At 73.2% G+C, this 20,808-nt stretch carries 18 protein-coding genes; 6 read left to right on the forward strand and 12 right to left on the reverse strand.

Annotated features, from left to right (window positions below; translation table 11 throughout):
- Positions 1-70: 70 nt before the first annotated feature.
- Positions 71-1,702: an MFS transporter gene (locus ACSNOG_RS14045; protein ID WP_436752963.1), complete on the reverse strand. Its 1,632-nt coding sequence runs from the start codon at positions 1,700-1,702 to the stop codon at positions 71-73.
- A 181-nt stretch (positions 1,703-1,883) separates the two neighbouring features.
- Here ACSNOG_RS14045 and panB point away from each other — a divergent pair, with 181 nt between their 5' ends.
- The 3 genes from panB to ACSNOG_RS14060 all read left to right on the forward strand — a co-directional run bounded on the left by panB (position 1,884) and on the right by ACSNOG_RS14060 (position 5,163).
- Positions 1,884-2,756 carry a 3-methyl-2-oxobutanoate hydroxymethyltransferase gene (gene panB / locus ACSNOG_RS14050; protein WP_436752964.1) on the forward strand — a complete coding sequence of 291 codons (873 nt, stop codon included), beginning with the start codon at positions 1,884-1,886 and terminating at the stop codon, positions 2,754-2,756.
- A 551-nt stretch (positions 2,757-3,307) separates the two neighbouring features.
- On the forward strand, positions 3,308-4,342 hold the full coding sequence (locus tag ACSNOG_RS14055) for an ATP-binding cassette domain-containing protein (RefSeq protein WP_436752965.1): 1,035 nt from the start codon (positions 3,308-3,310) through the stop codon (positions 4,340-4,342).
- Positions 4,339-5,163: an ABC transporter permease gene (locus ACSNOG_RS14060; RefSeq protein ID WP_436752966.1), complete on the forward strand. Its 825-nt coding sequence runs from the start codon at positions 4,339-4,341 to the stop codon at positions 5,161-5,163. The genes ACSNOG_RS14055 and ACSNOG_RS14060 overlap by 4 nt, the downstream gene beginning before the upstream one ends.
- A gap of 30 nt (positions 5,164-5,193) precedes the next feature.
- Here the strand turns inward: ACSNOG_RS14060 and ACSNOG_RS14065 are convergent, their stop codons facing one another.
- Positions 5,194-8,601, reverse strand: a complete 3,408-nt coding sequence (locus ACSNOG_RS14065; RefSeq protein WP_436752967.1) for an AfsR/SARP family transcriptional regulator — start codon at positions 8,599-8,601, stop codon at positions 5,194-5,196.
- Between the two features lie 110 nt (positions 8,602-8,711).
- Here ACSNOG_RS14065 and ACSNOG_RS14070 point away from each other — a divergent pair, with 110 nt between their 5' ends.
- The gene (locus ACSNOG_RS14070; RefSeq protein ID WP_436752968.1) at positions 8,712-9,515 is read left to right on the forward strand and encodes a site-2 protease family protein; all 804 of its coding nucleotides are present in this window, start codon (positions 8,712-8,714) and stop codon (positions 9,513-9,515) included.
- 67 nt (positions 9,516-9,582) lie between these two features.
- Here ACSNOG_RS14070 and ACSNOG_RS14075 read toward each other — a convergent pair whose 3' ends face one another.
- The 4 genes from ACSNOG_RS14075 to ACSNOG_RS14090 form a co-directional block, all read right to left on the reverse strand.
- Entirely contained in the window at positions 9,583-10,800 is a 1,218-nt protein-coding gene (locus ACSNOG_RS14075; RefSeq protein WP_436752969.1) for a cytochrome P450, read from the reverse strand.
- Positions 10,801-10,982: 182 nt separating this feature from the next.
- The gene (locus ACSNOG_RS14080) at positions 10,983-11,108 is read right to left on the reverse strand and encodes a hypothetical protein (RefSeq protein WP_436752970.1); all 126 of its coding nucleotides are present in this window, start codon (positions 11,106-11,108) and stop codon (positions 10,983-10,985) included.
- Complete coding sequence (locus tag ACSNOG_RS14085; RefSeq protein ID WP_436752971.1) at positions 11,105-12,091, reverse strand: ATP-binding cassette domain-containing protein; 987 nt, start codon at positions 12,089-12,091, stop codon at positions 11,105-11,107. Before ACSNOG_RS14085 ends, ACSNOG_RS14080 begins: the two co-directional genes overlap by 4 nt.
- 209 nt (positions 12,092-12,300) lie before the next feature.
- The gene (locus ACSNOG_RS14090) at positions 12,301-13,026 is read right to left on the reverse strand and encodes a DUF4232 domain-containing protein (RefSeq protein WP_436752972.1); all 726 of its coding nucleotides are present in this window, start codon (positions 13,024-13,026) and stop codon (positions 12,301-12,303) included.
- A gap of 164 nt (positions 13,027-13,190) precedes the next feature.
- Between ACSNOG_RS14090 and ACSNOG_RS14095 the strand changes: the two genes are divergently transcribed.
- Positions 13,191-14,714, forward strand: coding sequence for a helix-turn-helix domain-containing protein (locus ACSNOG_RS14095; RefSeq protein WP_436752973.1), 1,524 nt, complete (start codon positions 13,191-13,193; stop codon positions 14,712-14,714).
- Between the two features lie 10 nt (positions 14,715-14,724).
- On the opposite strand, the gene ACSNOG_RS14100 is transcribed toward ACSNOG_RS14095, so the two are convergent.
- Positions 14,725-14,916, reverse strand: a complete 192-nt coding sequence (locus tag ACSNOG_RS14100) for a hypothetical protein (RefSeq protein ID WP_436752974.1) — start codon at positions 14,914-14,916, stop codon at positions 14,725-14,727.
- Between the two features lie 95 nt (positions 14,917-15,011).
- The gene (gene npdG, locus ACSNOG_RS14105) at positions 15,012-15,725 is read right to left on the reverse strand and encodes an NADPH-dependent F420 reductase (protein WP_436752975.1); all 714 of its coding nucleotides are present in this window, start codon (positions 15,723-15,725) and stop codon (positions 15,012-15,014) included.
- A 36-nt stretch (positions 15,726-15,761) separates the two neighbouring features.
- Between npdG and ACSNOG_RS14110 the strand changes: the two genes are divergently transcribed.
- Entirely contained in the window at positions 15,762-15,980 is a 219-nt protein-coding gene (locus tag ACSNOG_RS14110) for a DUF2277 domain-containing protein (protein ID WP_436752976.1), read from the forward strand.
- A 13-nt stretch (positions 15,981-15,993) separates the two neighbouring features.
- Here the strand turns inward: ACSNOG_RS14110 and ACSNOG_RS14115 are convergent, their stop codons facing one another.
- The 4 genes from ACSNOG_RS14115 to ACSNOG_RS14130 all read right to left on the reverse strand — a co-directional run bounded on the left by ACSNOG_RS14115 (position 15,994) and on the right by ACSNOG_RS14130 (position 20,781).
- On the reverse strand, positions 15,994-16,695 hold the full coding sequence (locus ACSNOG_RS14115) for a DsbA family oxidoreductase (protein WP_436752977.1): 702 nt from the start codon (positions 16,693-16,695) through the stop codon (positions 15,994-15,996).
- Positions 16,696-16,768: 73 nt separating this feature from the next.
- Positions 16,769-18,340, reverse strand: a complete 1,572-nt coding sequence (locus ACSNOG_RS14120; protein WP_436752978.1) for a S1 family peptidase — start codon at positions 18,338-18,340, stop codon at positions 16,769-16,771.
- A 60-nt stretch (positions 18,341-18,400) separates the two neighbouring features.
- Positions 18,401-18,886: a hypothetical protein gene (locus tag ACSNOG_RS14125; RefSeq protein ID WP_436752979.1), complete on the reverse strand. Its 486-nt coding sequence runs from the start codon at positions 18,884-18,886 to the stop codon at positions 18,401-18,403.
- A 140-nt stretch (positions 18,887-19,026) separates the two neighbouring features.
- Positions 19,027-20,781, reverse strand: a complete 1,755-nt coding sequence (locus tag ACSNOG_RS14130; protein WP_436752980.1) for an NAD+ synthase — start codon at positions 20,779-20,781, stop codon at positions 19,027-19,029.
- Between the last annotated feature and the right edge of the window lie 27 nt (positions 20,782-20,808).

Raw genomic sequence — 20,808 nt, forward strand, 5'->3', positions numbered from 1 at the left:
GAACAGGCGGGGGCGCCGGAGGCCGGGGTGCCCGAGGCCGGGGTGCCGGGGGTGGCTCCTTCGGAAAGGGTCATGCGCCCGCCCCCGCCTGTTCCTTGCGGCCGTCCGGCCGCGCGGCACCGGGCTCCGGGCGTCCGGCCCCGCGCTTTGGCAGGAAGAGCGCGACCACGGCCGCGCCGACCAGGGCCGAGGCGCTGGCGCCGAGGACGGTGACATGCATGGCGTGGACGAAGGCGTCGTGCGCGGGGCCGACGAGCGCCTGCCCCTGCGGGCCGAGCTTCGCGGCGGCGGTCAGGGTGGCCTCGACGGACTCTCCCGCCGCGTGCCGTGCCTCGTCCGTCAGGCCGGGCAGGGCGTCGATCCGGTCGGAGATGCCCGCGCGGTAGGTGGCGGACAGGACGGAGCCGAGCACGGCGATGCCGAGGGCGCCGCCGACCTGCCGGAAGGTGTTGTTCACGGCGGAGCCCGAGCCCGCCCGCTCGCGCGGCAGCGACTGCATGATCGAGACGGTGGCGGGCGGCATGATGTGCGCCATGGACGCGCCCTGGAAGAACAGCAGCACCTCCAGCACCCACACCGGGGTGTCCCGGTCCAGCAGCAGAAAACCGGCCATCGTCGCGGCGACCATCACCATGCCGCCCGTGCACACGATGCGCACGCCGAGCTTGTCGACGACACGGCGGACGCGCACGGCGAAGAACATGTGGGCGGCCGCGAGCGGCAGCATCAGCAGCCCGCTCTGCAGCGGGGTGAAGCCGCGCACGCTCTGCGTGTAGAAGACGGTCATGAACGTCACGCCCATCAGCGCGAAGAAGACCAGCGCGATGGAGGAGACGGCGGCGGAGAAGGCCGGCTTGCGGAACCAGCGCACGTCGAGCGAGGGGTGGTCCGAGCGCCGCTCGTGCAGGACGAAGAGGACGAGGACGAGCAGGCCCGCGCCGGCCGTGCCGTAGACCTCCGGATCACCGAAGTCGGCCAGCTGACCGCCCTTGATGATGCCGTAGACCAGCAGGACCAGGCCCACGACCGAGAGCGCCACGCCGACCGGGTCCAGGCGCCCGGGCCGCGGGTCCTTGGAGTCGGGGACGAGCACGGACATCGCGATCAGGGCGGTGATCACGATGGGGACGTTGACGAGGAAGACCGAGCCCCACCAGAAGTGGTCGAGGAGGACGCCTCCGGTGATCGGCCCTATGGCCACGGCCAGGCCCACGGCGCCCGCCCAGATGCCGATGGCCTTGGGCTGCTCGTCGCGCTCGAAGACGTTCACGATGATCGCGAGGGTCGCGGGCATCACGAACGCGCCGCCGAAGCCCATGACCGCGCGGAAGGCGATGAGCTCGGTGGGCGAGCCGGAGAAGGCGGAGAGCACGGAGCCGGCGCCGAAGACGACCATGCCGAAGAGCAGGACCTTCTTGCGGCCGAGGCGGTCGCCCAGCAGGCCGGCGGTGAACAGGATCCCCGCGAAGACCAGCGTGTAGGAGTTGATGGCCCACTCCAGCTCGCTCTGGGTGGCGCCGAGGCCGACGGGCGCGGGGGTGGCGATCGTCTTCATCGCCACGTTCAGGATCGAGTTGTCCAGCACCACGATGAGCAGGCTGAACAGCAGCACGGCCAGGATCGCCCAGCGTCTGCGGTGGACCGCCTCCGGGACCTTGCGGGGCGGGGCGGCGCCCGGGGCGCCGGAGGGAGCGGGTGTCATGCCCGCAAGCCTAGATCCGTTCCGATACGAACCCGTCTCGTATTGGAAAACCTTTACTCCGCTCCGACGAACAGGTGTGCGTGGGGGTCCCTTCCCCGCCCGGAGCGGGCGTGTCAGCATGGAGGGGATCCGGGGACGCCGTCAGGGCGCCTCGAGACGACATCAACAGGAGCACACCGCCATGACGACGACGCCTGCCTCGAACAGTCCCGACAGCAGCCGCGACCCCAAGGCGCTGTACGGGGGCAAGGGCTCCCGGCGCATCACCGTCCGCGACATCGCCGCCGCCAAGGCGCGCGGCGAGAAGTGGCCCATGCTCACCGCGTACGACGCGATGACCGCCTCCGTCTTCGACGAGGCCGGCATCCCCGTGCTGCTCGTCGGCGACTCGATGGGCAACTGCCACCTCGGCTACGAGTCCACCGTGCCCGTCACCATGGACGAGATCGCCGTCCTCTCCGCCGCCGTCGTGCGCGGCACCAAGCGCGCCCTGATCGTCGCCGACCTGCCCTTCGGCTCCTACCAGGAGGGCCCGGTCCAGGCCCTGCGCAACGCCACGCGGCTGATCAAGGAGACCGGCGCGAGCGCGGTCAAGCTGGAGGGCGGCGAGCGGTCCGCCGAGCAGATCAAGCTGCTGGTCGACGCCGGCATCCCGGTGATGGCCCATGTCGGCCTCACCCCGCAGTCGGTCAACGCCTTCGGCGGCTATCCCGTGCAGGGCCGCGGCGAGGAGGCCGCGGCGCAGCTGATGCGCGACGCCAAGGCCGTGCAGGACGCGGGCGCCTTCTCCGTCGTCCTGGAGCTCGTCCCGGCCGAGCTGGCCGCCGAGGTCACCCGCACCCTGCACATCCCGACCGTCGGCATCGGCGCGGGCGCCGAGTGCGACGCGCAGGTCCTCGTGTGGACGGACATGGCCGGCATGACGCCCGGCCGCCTGCCGCGCTTCGTCAAGCAGTACGCGCAACTGCGGGAGGTCCTCGGCGGGGCGGCGCGCGCCTTCGCGGAGGACGTCGTCGACGGCGCCTACCCGGCCGAGGAGCACGCCTTCCACTAGCCGGCCCCCCTGCCGCCGGCGGCCATCTCCGCCGCAACGGCGCCCAGCCCCGATGCCGCCGCCCGGCGGTGCCAAGCCGCCCCGCAGGCCGGTCCGGCACCGCCGGTCTTCGCCGCGTGGGTCGATCGCCGTTGCGGCGGCGAGAAGTATGGGCGGGCGCCCCGCCTGGTCCGGCGGCCGTGATCGCCCGCGGGCCGGTTCGGTACAGCCGGTCTGGGCCGGCGGCCATCTCCGCCGCAACGGCGCTCAGCCACGATGTTGCCGCTCGGCGGTGCCGAGCCGCCCTGCAGGCCGGTCCGGTACCGCCGGGCTCCGCCGCGTGGGTTGATCGCCGTCGCGGCGGAGGGGAGTGCGCGCGTGCACCCCTCCGCCGCAGCGGTGCTTAGCCCTGACGGTGCCGTCCGGCTCCGCGGCGCGGGGCGATCGCCGTTGCGGCGGGCGTGTGCGCGGTCTGTCGCCGACAAGGGGCCGACAGTACGGACAGGGGCGCCGGGCGCCCCTGTCGGTGCGCTGTCGGTGCCTTGTCAGTGGGCGCTGGCACCGTGGTGGGCATGACGCGAAACGACACCACTCGGGGGGCGGGCAGCGGCGGGAACGCCGTAGAAGTCCGTGGCCTCGTCAAACACTTCGGCGACACCAAGGCGCTCAACGGCGTCGACCTCGACGTGCGCGAGGGCACCGTCCTCGGCGTGCTCGGGCCCAACGGCGCCGGCAAGACCACGCTCGTGCGCTGCCTGTCCACGCTGCTCCGGCCGGACGCGGGCACCGCCCGCGTCGCGGGGTACGACGTCGTGGCCCAGCCCCGGCAGCTGCGCCGGGTGATCGGCCTGACCGGCCAGTACGCCTCGGTGGACGAGAAGCTGTCCGGCTTCGAGAACCTGTACATGATCGGCCGGCTGCTGGACCTCTCCCGCAAGGACGCCCGCCGCCGCGGCGAGGAGATGCTGGAGCGCTTCTCCCTCACCGAGGCCGCCAAGCGCCCCGCCGGGCAGTACTCGGGCGGCATGCGCCGCCGCCTGGACCTCGCCGCCTCCATGATCGGCCGCCCGGCCGTGCTCTACCTGGACGAGCCCACCACCGGCCTCGACCCCCGCACCCGCAACGAGGTGTGGGAGGAGGTCCAGAGGATGGTCGCCGAAGGCACCACCGTCCTCCTCACCACGCAGTACATGGAGGAGGCCGAGCAGCTCGCCCACGAGCTCACCGTCATCGACCGCGGCCAGGTCATCGCGGGCGGCCGGGTGGACGAGCTCAAGGCGAAGGTCGGCGGCCGCACCCTGCAGATCCGCCCGGTGGACCGCGGCGAGCTGCACCGCATGGTCGGCGCGCTGGCCCAGGCCCAGCTCGACGGGATCGCCGGCGCCACCGCCGACGAGGCCGAGGGCGTCGTCAACGTCCCCATCATCAGCGACGAGCAGCTGACGGCCGTCGTCGCGCTGCTGGGCTCGCGCGGCTTCGCGATCTCGGACATCTCCACCCACCTGCCGAGCCTCGACGAGGTCTTCCTCGCCGTCACCGGCCAGAAGGCGTCCGTCCCCCGGCAGGACGGCGCCGACACCGACGCACTCCAGGAGGTCGCCGCATGAGCGCGGCTACGGTCAGCGCGCCCGCGGCGGCGCCCGCCCGCGAGGGCCGCATCGGCCTGCGGGCCAACCTGCGGCACATCGGCGCCCTCGCGCGCCGCAACATGCTGCAGATCAAGGCGGACCCGGAGTCGATGTTCGACGCCGTGATCATGCCGATCATCTTCATCCTGCTCTTCACCTACGTCTTCGGCGGCTCCATGGCCGGCAAGGGCCACGAGCAGGAGTACCTCAACTACCTGGTGCCCGGCCTGATGGCCATGCAGGGCATGAACATCGCCATGGCCGTCGGCGCCGGCGTCAACGACGACTTCAAGAAGGGGGTGATGGACCGCTTCCGCACCATGCCGATAGCCCGGTCCTCCGTCCTCGTCGCGAAGATCGTGGTCGAGGTCGGCCGGATGCTGATCGCCACCACCATCCTGCTCGGCATGGCCTTCGCCCTCGGCATGTCCATCACGACCTCGCCGCTGCACCTGCTGGCCGCGGTCGCCCTGTCCATGGTCTTCGGCGCCTCGCTGATGTGGATCTTCATTCTGCTGGGCCTGACCCTGAAGACCTCGCAGGCCGTCCAGGGCATCGCGATGCTCATTCTGATGCCGCTGCAGTTCGGCAGCTCGATCTTCGCGCCGACCGCGAACATGCCCGGCTGGCTGGAGGGCTTCACCAAGTACAACCCCCTGTCCAACCTCGCCGACGCCGCACGGCACCTGATGCGCGGCGGGCCCGTGGCCCACTCGGTGTGGATGACGCTGGCCTGGGCCGCCGCCATCACCCTCGTGACCGCACCGCTGGCCGTCTCGAAGTTCCGCAAGAAGACCTGAGCCGGGTCCGTGGCGGCTTCGTCGTACGCGTCATACGAGGGCGGCGGCCTCCTCCAGGGTGAGGCCGCCGCCCTCGGCGTACGCGCGCTCGTACGCGGCGTCGCCCAGCGCCTCCCGCGCCCCGGCCGCCGTGCGCTCGTACACCTCGCGCTCCACCGACGCCGCCGGGAAGTCGGGCGGGCGCAGGCCCTCGGCCGCGCCGAGCAGCCGGGCCGCGAGCAGCGCGTGCTTCTCGCCGGACGGCCCGCCGGCCAGCTCGGCGTGGGCGAAGGCGGCGAACATCAGGTGCGTCATCGGAAGCTGCGGCACCGCCAGCGTCGACAGCGGGTCGCCGGCCATCGACAGGGCCTTGCGCAGCCGCGGCAAGGCGTCCGCCGGGCGGCCCTCCAGCGTGTCCAGCCAGGCCATCTGACCGCACATCAGGGCCTCGAACATCACCACCGAGCGGATGCCGAAGTCCCTCACCAGCTCCTCGAAGATCTGCCGGGCCTCGGCCGTGCGCCCGGTGCGGGCGATCCGCACGCCGAGCTGCAGCTTGCCGAAGACCGCGGCGTCCGTATTGCCCTGCTCCGCCTCCGCGATGGCGTCGCGGAGCATCTTCTCGCCCTCCTCGTCGCCGACCGTCCCCGCCTCGACCAGCGCCCCGGCCAGCCGGGCGCGGAGCGCCGGCAGCTGCCCGGTCGAGCCGAGCTCGCGGACCTGCTCGACGGCCTCCCGGTAGTCCTCGGCCGCCAGGCCGAACTGGCCGCGCCGCTCGTGCACCTCGCCCAGGCCCGTCAGCCCCTCCGCCACGCCCCAGGAGTCCCCGAGCCGCCGGAAGATCTCCACGCTCTCCTGCGCGTCCGCGGTGGCCTGGTCCAGCCCGCCGGGGTGGTCGTTGAATATCTTGGAGCGCAGCTGCAGCGCGTGGCCGAGCTCCCACGCGTACCCCAGCTCGCGGCAGCGCGCGACGATCGTGTCCAGGGTCCGGTAGAGCGCCTCGAAATCGCCGGTCATGACGATGGCGAAGAAGACGATGTAGCCCGGCACGCGGCAGGTCTGCGGCGGCCCGTCGGCGTAGGCCGCGGTGATGGCGCGCAGTCTGCTCTGCGTCTCCGGCGACCGGATCAGCGCCATGTCCGTGATGCTGACCAGCCGTGTCAGGTGGACCCCGCGCCGCGCCTCCGCCAGCACCTCGGGCGGCATCGGCGGCGGCTGCTCGGTGCACGAGACGTACAGCGGCGGGGCGGGGGTGACCGGCTCGGCGAACGGGTCGGGGCCCATCGCGCCCACCACCTCCGCCCAGTGCGCGGCGTCCGCGCGGTGCTCCCTGAGCTGCCAGAACCAGCCGAGGGACAGCACCAGGCACAGCGCTTCCTGCTCCTGACGCGCCGCGACGGCGCGCCGCAGGGCCGTGCGCAGGTTGTCGTGCTCCAGCTCCAGCCGCTCCAGCCAGACGCCCTGCGCGGGCCCGCGCAGCAGCGGGTCCGCGGTGCGGGCCAGCTCGCGGTAGGCCACCAGGTGGCGGTGTTCGGTGCCCGCCCGCTCGCCTGCCTCGTCCAGCCGCTCGGCGGCGTACTCCCCGACGGTCTCCAGCAGCCGGTAGCGCATCTCGCCGCCCACCGCGGGCTCGGCGACCACGAGGGACTTGTCGACGAGCGAGCCGAGCAGGGCGGCGACGTCGAGGGCCTCGACGGCCTCGGCGGCCTCGGCGGCATGCGCGGCGGGCGCGTCCGGGCCGTCGGAGCACACCTCTTCGGCCGCCGCCAGGTCACAGCCGCCGGAGAAGACCGACAGGCGGCGCAGCACCGCCCTCTCGGGGGCGTCGAGCAGGTCCCACGACCAGTCGACGACCGCGCGCAGCGTCTGCTGGCGCGGCAGCACGGTGCGGCTGCCGGAGGTCAGCAGCCGGAAGCGGTCGTCCAGGCGGTCGGCGAGCCCGCGCGGGCTGAGCATCCGCAGCCGGGCGGCGGCGAGTTCGATGGCGAGGGGCAGGCCGTCGAGGCGCGTGCAGATCTCGGCACACGCCTCCGGGTCGTCCTCGATGCGGAAGCCGGGGCGGGCCGCGGCGCCCCGGTCGGCGAGCAGCCGCAGGGCGACCGTGTCGGGCAGCGGCTCCACGGGCCGCACCGCCTCGCCCGGCACGCCGAGCGGCTCGCGGCTGGTGGCGAGCACCGTGACGCCCGGGCAGTGGGCGAGGAGCGTCTCGGCGAGGCGGGCCGCGGCGTCGACCACGTGCTCGCAGTTGTCGAGGACGAGCAGCATGCGGCGGGGCGCGCAGTGCTCGGCGAGCCGCACCAGCGGGTCGGTCGCGGAGGCGTCGCTCGCGGCCCGCAGCCCGTCGGCGGTGGTCCGCACCACGGTCTCGCGGCCGCCGAGCGCGGTCAGCACCGCCTCGGGCACGGTGGCCGGATCGTCGACGGGCGCGAGCTCGGCGAACCACACGCCGTCGCTCCAGCCCCCGCCGTCCGCGGCCGCCGCCTCGGCCGCCTCCAGGGACAGCCGCGTCTTCCCGGCGCCCCCGGGCCCGAGCAGCGTCACCAGCCGGTGGGCGCGCAGGTCACCGCCGATGGCGGTGATGTCGTCCTCCCGCCCCACGAAGGAGGTGAGCCGCGCGCGCAGGTTCCCGGGCGTCCGCTCGTGCGGCGCCACCGCGCCGTCCGGCCCGGCGCGGGTTCCCGGCGGGTACGGCGTGTGCTGCGGCCGTGCCGTGGCGGGCGTGCCGGCGGTCGCGGGCCCCTGCGGGTTCAGGAGCTCCGCGTGGAGGGTGCGCAGCTCCGGGCCCGGGTCCGTGCCGAGGCGGGCGGAGAGGTCGTGCGCGATCTCCGCGTACGCGGCGAGGGCCTCCGCCGGGCGCCCCGCCGCCCGCAGGGCGCGCAGCCGCACGGCGTGCAGGGGCTCGTCCAGCGGATGCTCCTCGCACAGCGCGGCGAGCTCCGGAAGGATCTGTTCCGCCCGGCCCAGGGCCACCGCCGCGGCCAGCTGGGTGCGGCGGGCATCCAGGCGGCGCGCCTCGTAGCGGACGGCGAGCGCCGCCCGGTCCGGCAGGTCGGCGAGGACGGGCCCGCGCCACAGGGCGAGACCGGCTTCGAGCAGGTCCGCGGCCTTCGCGGGGTCGCCGTCGGCGAGGGCCCGCGCGCCTTCCTCGGCGAGCCGCTGGAAGCGGTGCAGGTCGACGTCCTCGGGCGTGGCGCAGAGCCGGTAGCCGCCGGCCGCCGAGGCCACGGCGTCGTGGCCGACGGCCCGCCGGAGCCGGCCCACGAGGGCCTGCAGGGCGCCCGCCGCGTCGGCGGGCGGCTCGTCGCCCCAGACGGCGTCGATGAGCGCCTCGGCGGAGCGGACGCGCCCGGGGTGGAGGGCGAGCGCGGTGAGCAGGGCGCGCAGCCGGGCGCCGCCGAGGGCGGCGGGCCGGCCGTCGCCGGAGTGGGCCTGGGTGGTGCCGAGGATGCCGTAACGCACGGCCCCATTCTCCCCCGGCCCCGTACGGGGCACCGGCCGGGTTGCGGGCCGCGGGAGCGGAGGAAGTACCGTCACCCGGTACGTCCGCCGATCCCACAGGAGTAGAAGCCATGCCGACAGCGACCCGCGGCGAACGGCGCGTGAGTCCCGTCTTCCTCGCCCTCGTCGCCATCATGGGCGTCTCCATGTGGGCGGTGTGGACGGACTTCTCGGAGAGCCCCGGCTTCGCCGTCTTCCTCTTCGTCGTCTCCGGCTGGGTCGTCTCGCTGTGCCTGCACGAGTACGCGCACGCCCGCACCGCCCTGTACGGCGGCGACCTCACGGTGGGCGCCAAGGGCTACCTGACGCTGGACCCGCTGAAGTACACGCACGCGATGCTGAGCATCGTCCTCCCCGTCATCTTCGTGATCATGGGCGGGATCGGCCTGCCCGGCGGGGCGGTCTTCATCGAGAACCACCGCATCCGCGGCCGCTGGAAGCACAGCCTGATCTCGGCCGCGGGCCCGCTGACGAACGCCGCCTTCGCCGTGGTGGTCACCGCCCCGTTCTGGCTCGGCACGATGGACGGCGTCCCGGACCACTTCCGCTACGCGCTCGGCTTCATGGCCCAGCTGCAGGTGACCGCCGCGATCCTCAACTTCCTGCCGGTCCCGGGCCTGGACGGCTACGGGGTGATCGAGCCGTGGCTGTCGTACAAGGTGCGGCGCCAGGTGGAGCCCTTCGCTCCGTTCGGGATACTGGCCGTCTTCGGCTTCCTGTGGATCCCCGAGGTCAACCACGCCTTCTTCGACATGATCGACGCGGTGCTGCGGTCCCTGGACGTGACGGCGTGGGACACGTACTGGGGCCAGCAGCTGTTCCGCTTCTGGCAGGGCACCCCGGACATCCCGCCGCTGTCGGGCCTCGTCTTCTGAGCCGCGGCACGCGAAAGCCCCAGGCCCCCCCGTGCGGGCCCGGGGCGGTTTCACGCCGCGGTCGCGCTCACGCCGCGTCCCAGGTGACCGGGAGGCTGTGCACGCCGTAGATGTTCGAGTGGGTGCGCAGCGGCACCTCCTCGGGCGGGACGGCCAGGCGCAGCGCCGGGAACCGGGCGAAGAGCGCCGGCAGGGCCACCCGCATCTCGACGCGCGCCAGCTGCTGCCCCAGGCACTGGTGGATGCCGTGGCCGAAGCCCAGGTGCCCGGTGGCCTTGCGGTGCAGGTCGAGGACGTCGGGGGCGGGGAAGCGGAGCGGGTCGCGGTTGGCGGCCTCGAAGGACAGGGTGACGCTCTCGCCGGCCTTGATCAGCTGCCCGTCCAGCTCGACGTCCTCCAAGGCGCTCTTGATGCCGGTGTGGGCGATGGTCAGGTAGCGCATGAGCTCCTCGACGGCCTGGTCGGCGAGGCCGGGGTCGCCGCGCAGGGCGGCCAGCTGCTCCGGGTTCTGCAGCAGGGCGAAGGTGCCGTGGGCGATCATGTTGGCGGTGGTGTCGAGGCCGGCGCCCAGCAGGAAGGCGCCGATGCCCGCGAGTTCCTCGTCGGTGAGGTCGCTCGTGGTCAGGTCGCCCAGCACGTCGTCGGTGGGCTCGGCCCGCTTGGCCAGGACCAGCGCGTGCAGGTACTCCTGCAGACCGGTCATGGCGGCGTACCGCTCCTCCTCCGAGGAGTTCAGGTCGGTCAGCGTCCGCGCGTGCCGGTGGAAGAGCTCCCGGTCGGCGTAGGGCACGCCGAGGAGCTCGCAGATCATCAGCGCGGGGACGGGCTGGGCGTACGCCTCCACCAGGTCGGCCACCGGCCCGCCGCGCTCCATGGCGTCCAGGCGCTCGGCGGTGATCTCTTCGAGGCGCTCGGTGAGGGCCCGCATCCGGCGGACGGTGAACTTGCCGGCGAGCAGCTTGCGGTAGCGGGTGTGCTCGGGGGCGTCCATGCCCGTCATGTCCCCTACGGGCGCCGGGGGCATGCCGCCCTCGGGGGCGCCGGGGATCGGCAGGTGCATGAGCTCGTAGCGCGAGCTGAAGCGGGGGTCGGCCAGGATCGCGCGGACCGTGGCGTAGCCGGTGGCGAGCCAGCCCAGGTGGCCGTCCGGGTAGCGCATCCGTATCAGCGGCTGCTGCTCGCGCAGTTCGGCCAGCTCGGCGGGCGGGGAGAAGGGACAGCCCGAGGAGCGGGCCGTCGGCAGCGCTGCCAGGGGCCGGGCGGCGGTGGGCAGTTCGCGTTCCATGGGGTCCTCCGGTTGCGGGGTGCGGTGGGTGACGGTGCGTACGGTGTCTGCGGTGCGTGCAGTGCGTGCGGCGTGCGCGGTGGTGTGCGGTGGTGTGCGGTGCGCGTGCCGACGGGCGGGAGTCGTCTATCGCCGGGTCCCGCGGTGGAAGGCCGCCCGGGCCCACGCGTAGCCGACGAGGGTCACGTCTGGATGACGCTGCCGACGACGTGCCCGGTCAGGAACGAGTGCCGGTGCCCAGGGCGCCGCCGAAGACGTAGCCGCAGCATCGTCCGGGCGTCGCCGACGGCGTGGGGCATGGTGCTCATCGGGCGCTCTCCTGCAGGTTCGGGCGCGTGGTCAGGGCCGGGGCGGTGCCGGGGCGGCCGGTGAGGGCGAGGAAGACGTCGTCGAGGCCGGGGGTGTGCACGGTGAGGCCCTCGGCCCGGATCGACGCGGCGTCCAGGACGTCGAGGACCGCGCGCAGGGTGGGGATCGTGCCGTCGCCGGGGATGTCGAGGGTGAGCGCCTCCGGGTCGCACCGGGCGACGAAGCCGAAGAGGGCGGCGGCGGAGCGGAGGTCGGCCGGGGAGGAGAACCGGAGGCGGACGGAGCCGCCGGGGACGCGCCGCTTCAGCTCGTCCGCCGTGCCCTCGGCGACCAGCACCCCGTGGTCCAGGACGGCGATGCGGTCGGCGAGCTCGTCCGCCTCCTCCAGGTACTGCGTGGTCAGGAAGACGGTGACGCCCTGGTCGTCGACCAGGCCGCGGATGATCTCCCACATGGTGCGGCGGCTGCGCGGGTCCAGGCCGGTGGTCGGCTCGTCGAGGAAGATGATGCGCGGGTCGCCGACCAGGGTCATCGCGAGGTCCAGCTTGCGGCGCATGCCGCCGGAGAACGTGGCGGCCGGCTTCCGGGCCGCCTCGGCCAGCTCGAAGCGGCGCAGCAGCTCGGCGGCCCGGCGGCGGCCCTCGCGGCGGCTCAGGTGGTGCAGGTCCGCCATGAGGATCAGGTTCTCCTCGGCGGTGAGCAGGTTGTCCACGGCCGAGAACTGGCCGGTGACGCCGATCGCGGCGCGCACGCCGTCCGGATCGCCGTCCAGGTCGTGCCCCGCGAGCCGCGCCCGGCCGGCGTCGGCGGGGATCAGCGTGGAGAGGATCTGCACGGTGGTGGTCTTGCCCGCGCCGTTCGGCCCGAGCAGGGCGAAGACGGTGCCCTCGGGGATGGACAGGTCGATGCCGTCGAGCACCGTCTTGTCGCCGTAGGACTTGCACAGGCCGACGGCGGAGACCGCCGGTTCCGTGAGGGTCATGATCGGGGGTGCCTCTCGTCGGGGGCGGGCCGGGAGCGGGCCGGGGTGCGGTGCGGTGGCTGTGACATCACTATGGCACCGTCATGGCGCCATGACAAGCGGCTCTGGCGCAATCGATGGTTCCGTGGCGTCACGGCAGTGGTGCGCGCACCCGCATGACAGGAAAAGCCCCAGGCCGGGACGGCCTGGGGCTTCGGGAAGGGGCAGGGTCAGGAGAGCGCGTCCTCGGAGGTGGACACCCAGTACGTGACGCGCAGCGAGTCGTCGATGTACACACCCTTGGCGGGGAGGGCGGCCTTGGCCATCTTGTCGCTGCCCTCGAAGCCGATCTCCAGGGTCCGTGCGGTGTAGCCGTTGCCGCCGCTGCCGTCGCCCGCGGAGAGGATCACGGCCGCGTAGCCCTTCCCGCCCGGCGGCAGGGAGGTGACCGCCTGCGGCTTGCTGTGCTCCATGACCGGCGGGACGGACTGGGCGCCCTCGAACTTCACGAAGGGGTAGCCCTTCAGGTCGCACATCGTGGAGCCCGTGTTGGTGACGGTGAGCAGCATGTGGTTGAGCGGACGGGAGAGCGGTGCGGCGGTGACCTTGACGTTGGCGGCGGTGCAGGGCACGCGGTTCTCCGGGGCGTACGGGTCGTGCTTCGCGCCGGTGCGCTGCGCGCCGTGGGGCGTGGCACCGGCCGAACGGCCCTTCTCCGCGGCGGGCTTGCCCTGGGAGGCCTGCGCCGTCTCCGGGGAACCCGAGGACTGCGAGGGTGCGGCGGCCGGGCCCGGCCGGGAGGACTGGGAGGAGGCGGCGCCCTCCTGGCGCACCCCCTCGCCCTCTCCGCTTCCGCTGCACGCCGCCAGCGAGAGCGTGGCGAGCGCGGCGACCGCCAGGCCCGCGGTCGCGAACGGACGGGGGCGGGGGAGGGCTCGGCGGACGGAGGCGCGCATGGCTGGTCTCTTTCTTCACGGGAAGGAAGCGGAGTGCCGCTCGACCGGATGGCGGGAGCGGCGTGCTTGGATGACGAAAGCTTGTGCGGTATCCCGTCCCGGGCGCCAGTGTTACCGGGCCATCCGGGACGCGGGAACGCTCGCATAGGCTCTGACCTGGGGGAATGTCGGTTCCCTGGAACGGGGACCTGGGATGGGGGAGTGACGTGGAGGCGGGCGATCTCGCGGAGATGCTGCGGGCGCTGAAGGAGCGGTCGGGGCTGAGTTACGGGGTGCTGGCCAAGCGGCTGCACGTCAGCACCTCGACGCTGCACCGGTATTGCAGCGGATCCGCCGTACCGGCGGAGTTCGCTCCGGTGGAGCGGCTGGCGCGGCTGTGCAAGGCGACGCCGGCGGAGCTGATGGAGGTTCACCGGCGGTGGATCGTCGCGGACGCGACGCGCGGACGCAAGGCGTCGGCGACGCCCGCCCCCGCGGCGATACCGGAGGCGATACCGGAGGCGGCCGACCCGGAGCCGGTGCGCGAGCCGGCGGCGACCGCTCCGGAACCGGCGCCGGGCGCTGGCCCCGGCCCCCACCCCGACCCCGGCCCTGAGCGCGAGCCCGCGCCGTCGCGTGAGGCGGCAGCCGCTCCGCCGGAGCGGATGGCGCCATCGTCGGCGCCATCCGGGGGTGACGCGGCGTCACAACGGTGGTGTCGCCGTCCGTCCCGGAAGGTGATGCTCGCCGCCCTGTCCGCCGCGGCCGCGGTCACGGTGCTGGGGTCCGCCGCCCTCGCCGTGAGCCTCGGCGGCATGCCGGGGGAGGACGGCGCGAAGCGGCCCGCGGGAGCGGCCTCCTCGGCGGGACGCGGGGCGTCCGGCAAGGCGGGCGGCGGCACGTCCTCCACGGCGCCCGGGAACGAGCAGCAGGAGCTGGAAAAGCAGCAGGACAAGGACAAGGGCAACGGCAAGGGCAACGACAAGGGGGAGGAGGAAAAGGGAGGAGCGGCGAAGGAGAGCGGAGGGCCCGCGGCCTCGCCCTCGCAGGACGGCCCCGCCTCCCCCGCCCCCGAGGGCAAGGCGCGCGGCGGCGCCGCCGGGACGGCCGTCCCCCTGACCGCCCACGTCCGCCCCTACGCCTACGAGGACCCCTGCACCCAGCGCTACCTGGTCGACCGCGCCCCGGGCGACGTCACACCGCCCCCGCCGGAGCAGGACGCGCCGGCGTGGGTGTCCGCGGTGGGCGGCGTCGCGGCAGGCGAGCAGTTCATCGAGATCACCCTGCAGGGAACCGGCAAGGACACCGTGGTCCTCGAAGGGCTGCACGTGCGGCTGCAGGGCACGAAGGCGCCGCTGCGGTGGAACAGCTACGTCATGGGCGTCGGATGCGGCGGGGACGTGGAGACGAAGGCCTTCGGCGTCGACCTCGACGCCGCCCGGCCCACCGTGACCCCGAAGGCCGGGCAGCGCGACTTCCCGTACAAGGTGAGCGAGAGCGACCCCGAGGTCTTCTACGTCAAGGCGAGCGTCGCGCGGCGCGACGTGTCGTGGCACCTGGAGCTGCAGTGGTCCAGCGGCGACCGGCGCGGCGTCCTCCGGCTGGACGACCGGGGCAGGCCCTTCCGCACCAGCGGAGCCGAAGGCAGGCCCGTCTACCAGCAGCCGCTGGGCTCGACGCGCGGGTGGGAGCCGGCGCCCAAGCCGTGAAGCCCGGGGGCTACGCGTCCCCGCCCTCGGCGGCGGCCTTGTCGTTCTTCGCCTTGCGCACGTAGTACCAGGCGATGTTGGACGAGACGCCGAGCATCAGGATCCAGATGATGCCGAGCCAGCTGCCCCGCGCGAAGGAGACGACGGCCGCCGCGACCGAGAGGACGCAGACGGCGAGGGCGTAGAGGGCGAGGCGGGGCATGGGGGAGGGCTCCTGTCCGGGGGCGCATACGGTCACGATCCCGGCCATTGTCGCTCAGGTGCCGCGCGGGCGCGGCGTCCCCCCGCCCGCACGCGTCAGACGTCGGTGACGCGCAGCCCGGCGTGGGCCTTGTAGCGGCGGTTCACCGAGATCAGGTTGGCGACGAGCGACTCCACCTGGTGGGCGTTGCGCAGCCGGCCGGCGAAGACGCCGCGCATGCCGGGGATGCGGCCCGCCAGGGCCTGCACGAGGTCGGTGTCGGCGCGCGACTCGCCGAGGACCATCACGTCGGTGTCGATCGCGTCGATCTCCGGGTCCTGCAGCAGCACCGCGGAGAGGTGGTGGAAGGCGGCGGTGACGCGCGCGTCCGGCAGCAGGGCGGCGGCCTGCTCGGCGGCGCTGCCCTCCTCCGGCTTGAGGGCGTAGGCGCCCTTCTTGTCGAAGCCGAGCGGATTGACGCAGTCGATCACGAGCTTGCCGGCGAGCTCCTCGCGCAGCGCTTCGAGGGTCTTGGCGTGGCCGTCCCACGGCACGGCGACGATCACGATGTCGCTGCGCCGGGCGCACTCGGCGTTGTCGGTGCCCTCGATGCCGAGGCCCAGCTCGGCGGCGGCCGCCTGCGCCCGCTCGGCTGCCCGGGAACCGATGATCACCTGCTGGCCGGCCTTGGCCAGCCGGTAGGCGAGGCCACGGCCCTGGTCACCGGTGCCGCCGAGCACGCCGACGACGAGGCCGGAGACGTCGGGGAGCTCCCAAGGGTCCTTCGCGGGGGCCTTCTTCGCGTCCTGGGCAACATCAGAAGTAGTCATGACAGCGATACTGTCACGCTGCGGCACACTGGACTCATGTGCCGCAGCATCAAGACCCTGCGCCCGCCGATGACGCCCTCCGTGGAGGACGAGGACATCCGCGCCGCCGCCCTGCAGTACGTACGGAAGGTGTCGGGGTTCCACCGCCCCGCCGCGCACAACGAGGCCGTGTTCGAGGAGGCCGTGACCGCCGTGGCGGCGGCCACGAAGCGGCTGCTCGACGGCCTGGAGGTGCGGGGCGCGGCGAAGGGGTAGCGGCCCGGCGGGCTCAGACCGCGCAAGCGCCGTCGGTGCAGGCGTCGCCTGCCCCTGCCCCTGTCCCCGCTGCGTCCTCGGCCTGCGTCGCCTCCGCGACCTGCTGCAGGATCTTCAGGAAGGTGGCCGGGTCCTGCCCGCCCTGGACGGCCCACTGCCCCTCGAACACGAACGTCGGCACCGCGGTGACGCCGCGCTGCCGCGCCTCCTCGATCTCGTCGAGGACCTCGTCGTGCAGGTCGTCGCCGTCGAGGAAGACGGAGACGGGGTCGCGGTCGAGGCCCACGGTGACGGCGGCGTCCGCGAGGTGCTCACGGTCGCCGATGTCGAGCCCCTCGCCGAAGTGGGCCTCCAGCAGCCGGCCCTTGAGCCGGGCCTGGGCGTCGGGCCCGTACTCCTCCAGAACGAAGCGGAGGAGCCGGTGGGCGAGGAGGGAGTTGTTCTCCACGACGGTGTCGAAGTCGAAGACGAGCCCCTCGTCCTCCCCCAGCCGCGTGATGTGATCGTCCATGGCGACGGACCGCGGCCCGTACTTGGCGGCCAGCACCTCGCGGTGGGGGAGCGGCTCCTCCGGGGCGTGCGGGTCGAGCTGGAAGGGCCGGTAGACGACCTCGACATCGCCCGCACCGGGGAACGCGGCCAGCGCCTGCTCGAAGCGGCGCTTGCCGACGTGGCACCACGGGCAGGCGATGTCGCTGTAGATCTCGACCTTCACTGCGAACTCACTCCGTTAGCATTGCTTGAACGATCAAGCAATGCTAACGCGGGAGCGCGGGGAGGCGTGGGCGTCAGCCGACGAGCTGGACCTCGCCGTGGGTGCCGGCGGCGTCGACCTCCGGGTAGTAGCTCAGGTTGCCGTCGGCCCAGCGGGCGAGGAGATCCTCCTTCTCGCCGCTCCCGAAGGAACCGGCGACCAGCGGCTGGGCATGCTTCCAGGCCGAGCCGTCGGCGCGCAGGGAGATGCTGTCGCGGAAGCCGCGGGCGTCCAGACCGGGGAAGAGGTCGGTCTTGCCGTTCTTCAGGCGGACGACCAGGTCGTCGGAGTCCTTGCCGGTGAACCGGCCGGAGGTGATCTGCGCGTCGACACGGGTCTTATCGGCCCGGGTGAGCTGGGTCTCCTTGGAGATGCCGTTGACGGCGGTGTTGGCGTACATGGACGTGGATCCGTCCGCCCACAGGACGACCAGGTCGTCACGCCGGTACTTGTCCGTGTGGCTGCCCGCCGCGATGGAGCGGGCGTTCTTCCAGCTGGCGCGGTTGACGAGGGTGCGCTCGTAGCCGACACCGGTCTCGCTGACGGTGTCGTACGTCGAGAGCTTGCCGCTGCTCCAGCGGACGGCCAGTCCGTCGGTGTCGTTGGTGTTGAGGTTGATGCCGGTCACGGCCTCGGCGTTCTTCCAGTAGCTGCCCTTGGGAGCGATCTTGTACTCGTGCAGGTACGGGAGCTTCGGGTCGGCCTGGCCGGAGCCCTGGAAGAGGCTGGCGGAACCGTCGGCCCAGACGACGAACAGGTCCGAGCGCTTGTCGTTGCCGGACGCGAAGAAGCGGCCCGGAACCACATGGACGGCGTCCTTCCAGTTCACCCGGGACAGGACGTTGCGGGAGGCGACGGCGTTGATCCACCCCGCGATGTCGTCCACGCGGGTCTCGGACGCGGTCCGGCGCTTCTCCGACTCGTCCGCGCCGAAGCAGCCGGCCTGGCCGGAGGCGCTGTGGACGCCGTACAGGACGCGGTAGGTGCTGACGCGGTCGAAGGCGGGCCCGCCCGTGTCGCCCTGGCACACGGCGGCGTCCGGGGACTCGAGGCGCAGCGTGGTGGCGTCGGCCGATTCGACCGTGAAGGGCGCGGCGTGCAGGCGGTCGGGAACCCACTCGTCCTTGGTCCGGCCGTAGCCGGCCGCCCACAGGGTGTCGCCCTTGCGCGGGGGAACGGTCGATACGCCGTTGATGGGCTTGACGTTGGTGACCGGCTGCGCCAGCCGCGCCATGACCAGGTCGCGGTCCTCGCGCGGGACGAGCTCGACGACGTCCACGACGGCGCCGCCGTTCTCACGGCCGAGGTCCGTGCGGCCGATGGTGGCGGTCGTCTTCCACTTCGGTGCGCCCGGGGCGATCTTGTAGTCCTTCGCCGGGTCGTCGGCGAAGCAGCTGGCGGCCGTGATCAGCCACTCCTGCTGGACGAGGGTGGCGGAGCAGGCGCGCCGCCCGTCGATGTCCAGCTTCGCCGTGAAGGCGTACTCGCCGTCGGAGACGGGCTCGCCGGTGACGGCGTGCGCCGGGGCGCCGGTCAGGAGCGTCGCCGCGGCGGCGGACGCGAGGATGCCCGTCATCCACGCGGCGCGCGGACGTGCGGAAGCCATGGTGATGTCCCCCCTGGAACGGAAACTGTGCGATTGGGAAACGGACGGAGAAGGGCGGCGTCAGACCTGAAGTGCCACGAGCGTGGCCGGCTTGCCCCAGGCCGGCTCGCCCACGGCCTTGATGTCGTTGGCGGGCACGTTGACCATGCCGGTGGGGCCGCCGACGGACGCCCACGTGCCGTACTTGCCGGCCGCGATGCCGATGACGTCGGGGATCTCCAGGGCGAGGTAGCCCTTCTTGCCGTTTCCGGTGACCTTGAAGCAGATCCGGCCCTGGTTGATCTCGTCGCGCTGCTTCGTGTAGACGCTGATGTCGGCTTCGCCGGCCTTGCAGTCGGTGAGGAGGATGTGCCCGTCACCGCTTTCGAGCCGGATGCCGCGCTCCTTGAGGATCTTCGCCGCGCCCGGGTACTCGAAGGTCTCCACGGCCGTGGGCAGCGGAGTGCCGGTGCCGGTGCCGGCGGCGAGGCCCGGTGCGGCGGCGCCCAGGACGACGGCCGCGGCGCCGACGCCGCCGATCAGAATGGTGCGTGCGCGGGAAAGCATGCGAAATCCCCCCGGTTTCGGAAAAGTCAGGCCTGCAAATTATCACGCAGAACGATCTTTCCTGTCCGAATATCGGACGACTGTCCGATCGGGGAGCGGAGGGGGGCAAGCGCTGCTCGCTGCCCTGAGTCGCCCCGGCGTCAGCCGGTCTCGCGCCACCGATTAGTAATAGGCAACCGCCGGTCCTTCCCGAACCCCTTGGCCGAGATCTTCGTGCCCGGCGGGTACTGCCGCCGCTTGTACTCCGCGGTGTCCACCATCCGCAGGACCCGCGTGACGAGCTCCGCGTCGAAGCCCTCGGCGACGATTTCGGCGTGGCCGCGGTCGCGGTCGACGTAGAGCTCCAGGATGCGGTCGAGGACCTCGTAGTCCGGGAGGGAGTCCGTGTCGACCTGGCCCGGGCGCAGTTCGGCGCTCGGGGGCTTGGTGATGGAGTTCTCCGGGATGGGCGGGGTCTCGCCGCGGGCCTTTGCGTCGGCGTTGCGCCACGTGGCGAGGCGGAAGATCCAGGTCTTGTAGACGTCCTTGATCGGGCCGTACGCGCCGACCGAGTCCCCGTAGAGCGTGGAGTAGCCGCACGCCAGCTCGGACTTGTTGCCGGGGGCGAGGACGATGTGGCCCTCCTGGTTGCTGATGGCCATCAGCATCGTGCCGCGCAGCCGCGACTGCAGGTTCTCCTCGGCGAGGCCGGTCAGGCCGAGCGCGCCCATGTACGCGTCGAACATCGGCGCGATCGGCACGGTGCGGAGGTTCAGGCCGGTGCGGCGGGCGAGCTCTTCGGCGTCGGCGAGGGAGTGCACGGAGGAGTACCGCGACGGCATGGCCACGCCGTACACGTTCTCCGCTCCGATCGCGTCGCAGGCGAGCGCCGCGACGAGCGCGGAGTCGATGCCGCCCGACAGGCCGATGAGGACGCTGCGGAAGCCGTTCTTCGTGACGTACGCGCGCAGGCCCGTGACCAGGGCCCGGTAGACCTCGGCGTCGTCGCTCAGGTGCGGCGCCGCGCCGCCGGGCGTCTGCGGCTCGTAGGCCGGGAGGGGGTCCGCGGAGAGGGTGACGTGGTCGATGCGCAGGCCGTCGTCCACGGTTCCGGACGGCGGCTCGGGCGCGGCGGCCGGCAGGTCGAGGTCGAGGAGCACGCAGCCCTCCTCGAACTGGGGGGCGCGCGCGACGACCTCGCCCTGGCGGTCGACGACGATCGTGTCGCCGTCGAAGACCAGCTCGTCCTGACCGCCCGTCATGGCCAGGTACGCGGTGGTGCAGCCGGCCTCCTGGGCGCGCTTGCGCACCAGCTCCAGGCGGGTGTCGTCCTTCTCCCGCTCGTACGGGGAGGCGTTGACCGACAGCAGCAGCCCGGCGCCCGCCGAGCGCGCCGCGGGCACCCGGCCGCCCTCCTGCCACAGGTCCTCGCAGATGGCGAGAGCGACGTCCACGCCGTGCACCCGGACCACCGGCATGGTGTCGCCGGGCACGAAGTACCGGAACTCGTCGAAGACGCCGTAGTTGGGCAGGTGGTGCTTGGCGAAGGACAGGGCGACCGCGCCGCGGTGCAGCACGGCCGCGGCGTTGCGCGGGGCGCCCGCGGGGCGGCCCAGGCGCGGGCGCGCCGCCTCGCTGCGGTCCAGATACCCGACGACGACGGGGAGTTCGCCGAGGCCCTCGTCGGCGAGGCGCGCGGCGAGGGCGTGCAGCGCGGCGCGCGAGGCCTCGACGAAGGAGGGCCGCAGGGCGAGGTCCTCGACGGGGTAGCCGGTCAGCGCCATCTCGGGGAACGCCACCAGGTGGGCGCCCTGCCCGGCGGAGTGCCGGGTCCAGTGGACGATCGACTCGGCGTTCCGGGCGAGGTCCCCGACGCAGGAGTCGATCTGGTTCAGAGCGAGGCGAAGTTGAGGCACGCCGCCCAGAGTACTCGTCTAACTGAC

Origin of the sequence: Streptomyces sp. URMC 124 (genome assembly GCF_051386455.1) — a bacterium.
Classification (GTDB): Bacteria; Actinomycetota; Actinomycetes; order Streptomycetales; family Streptomycetaceae; genus Streptomyces.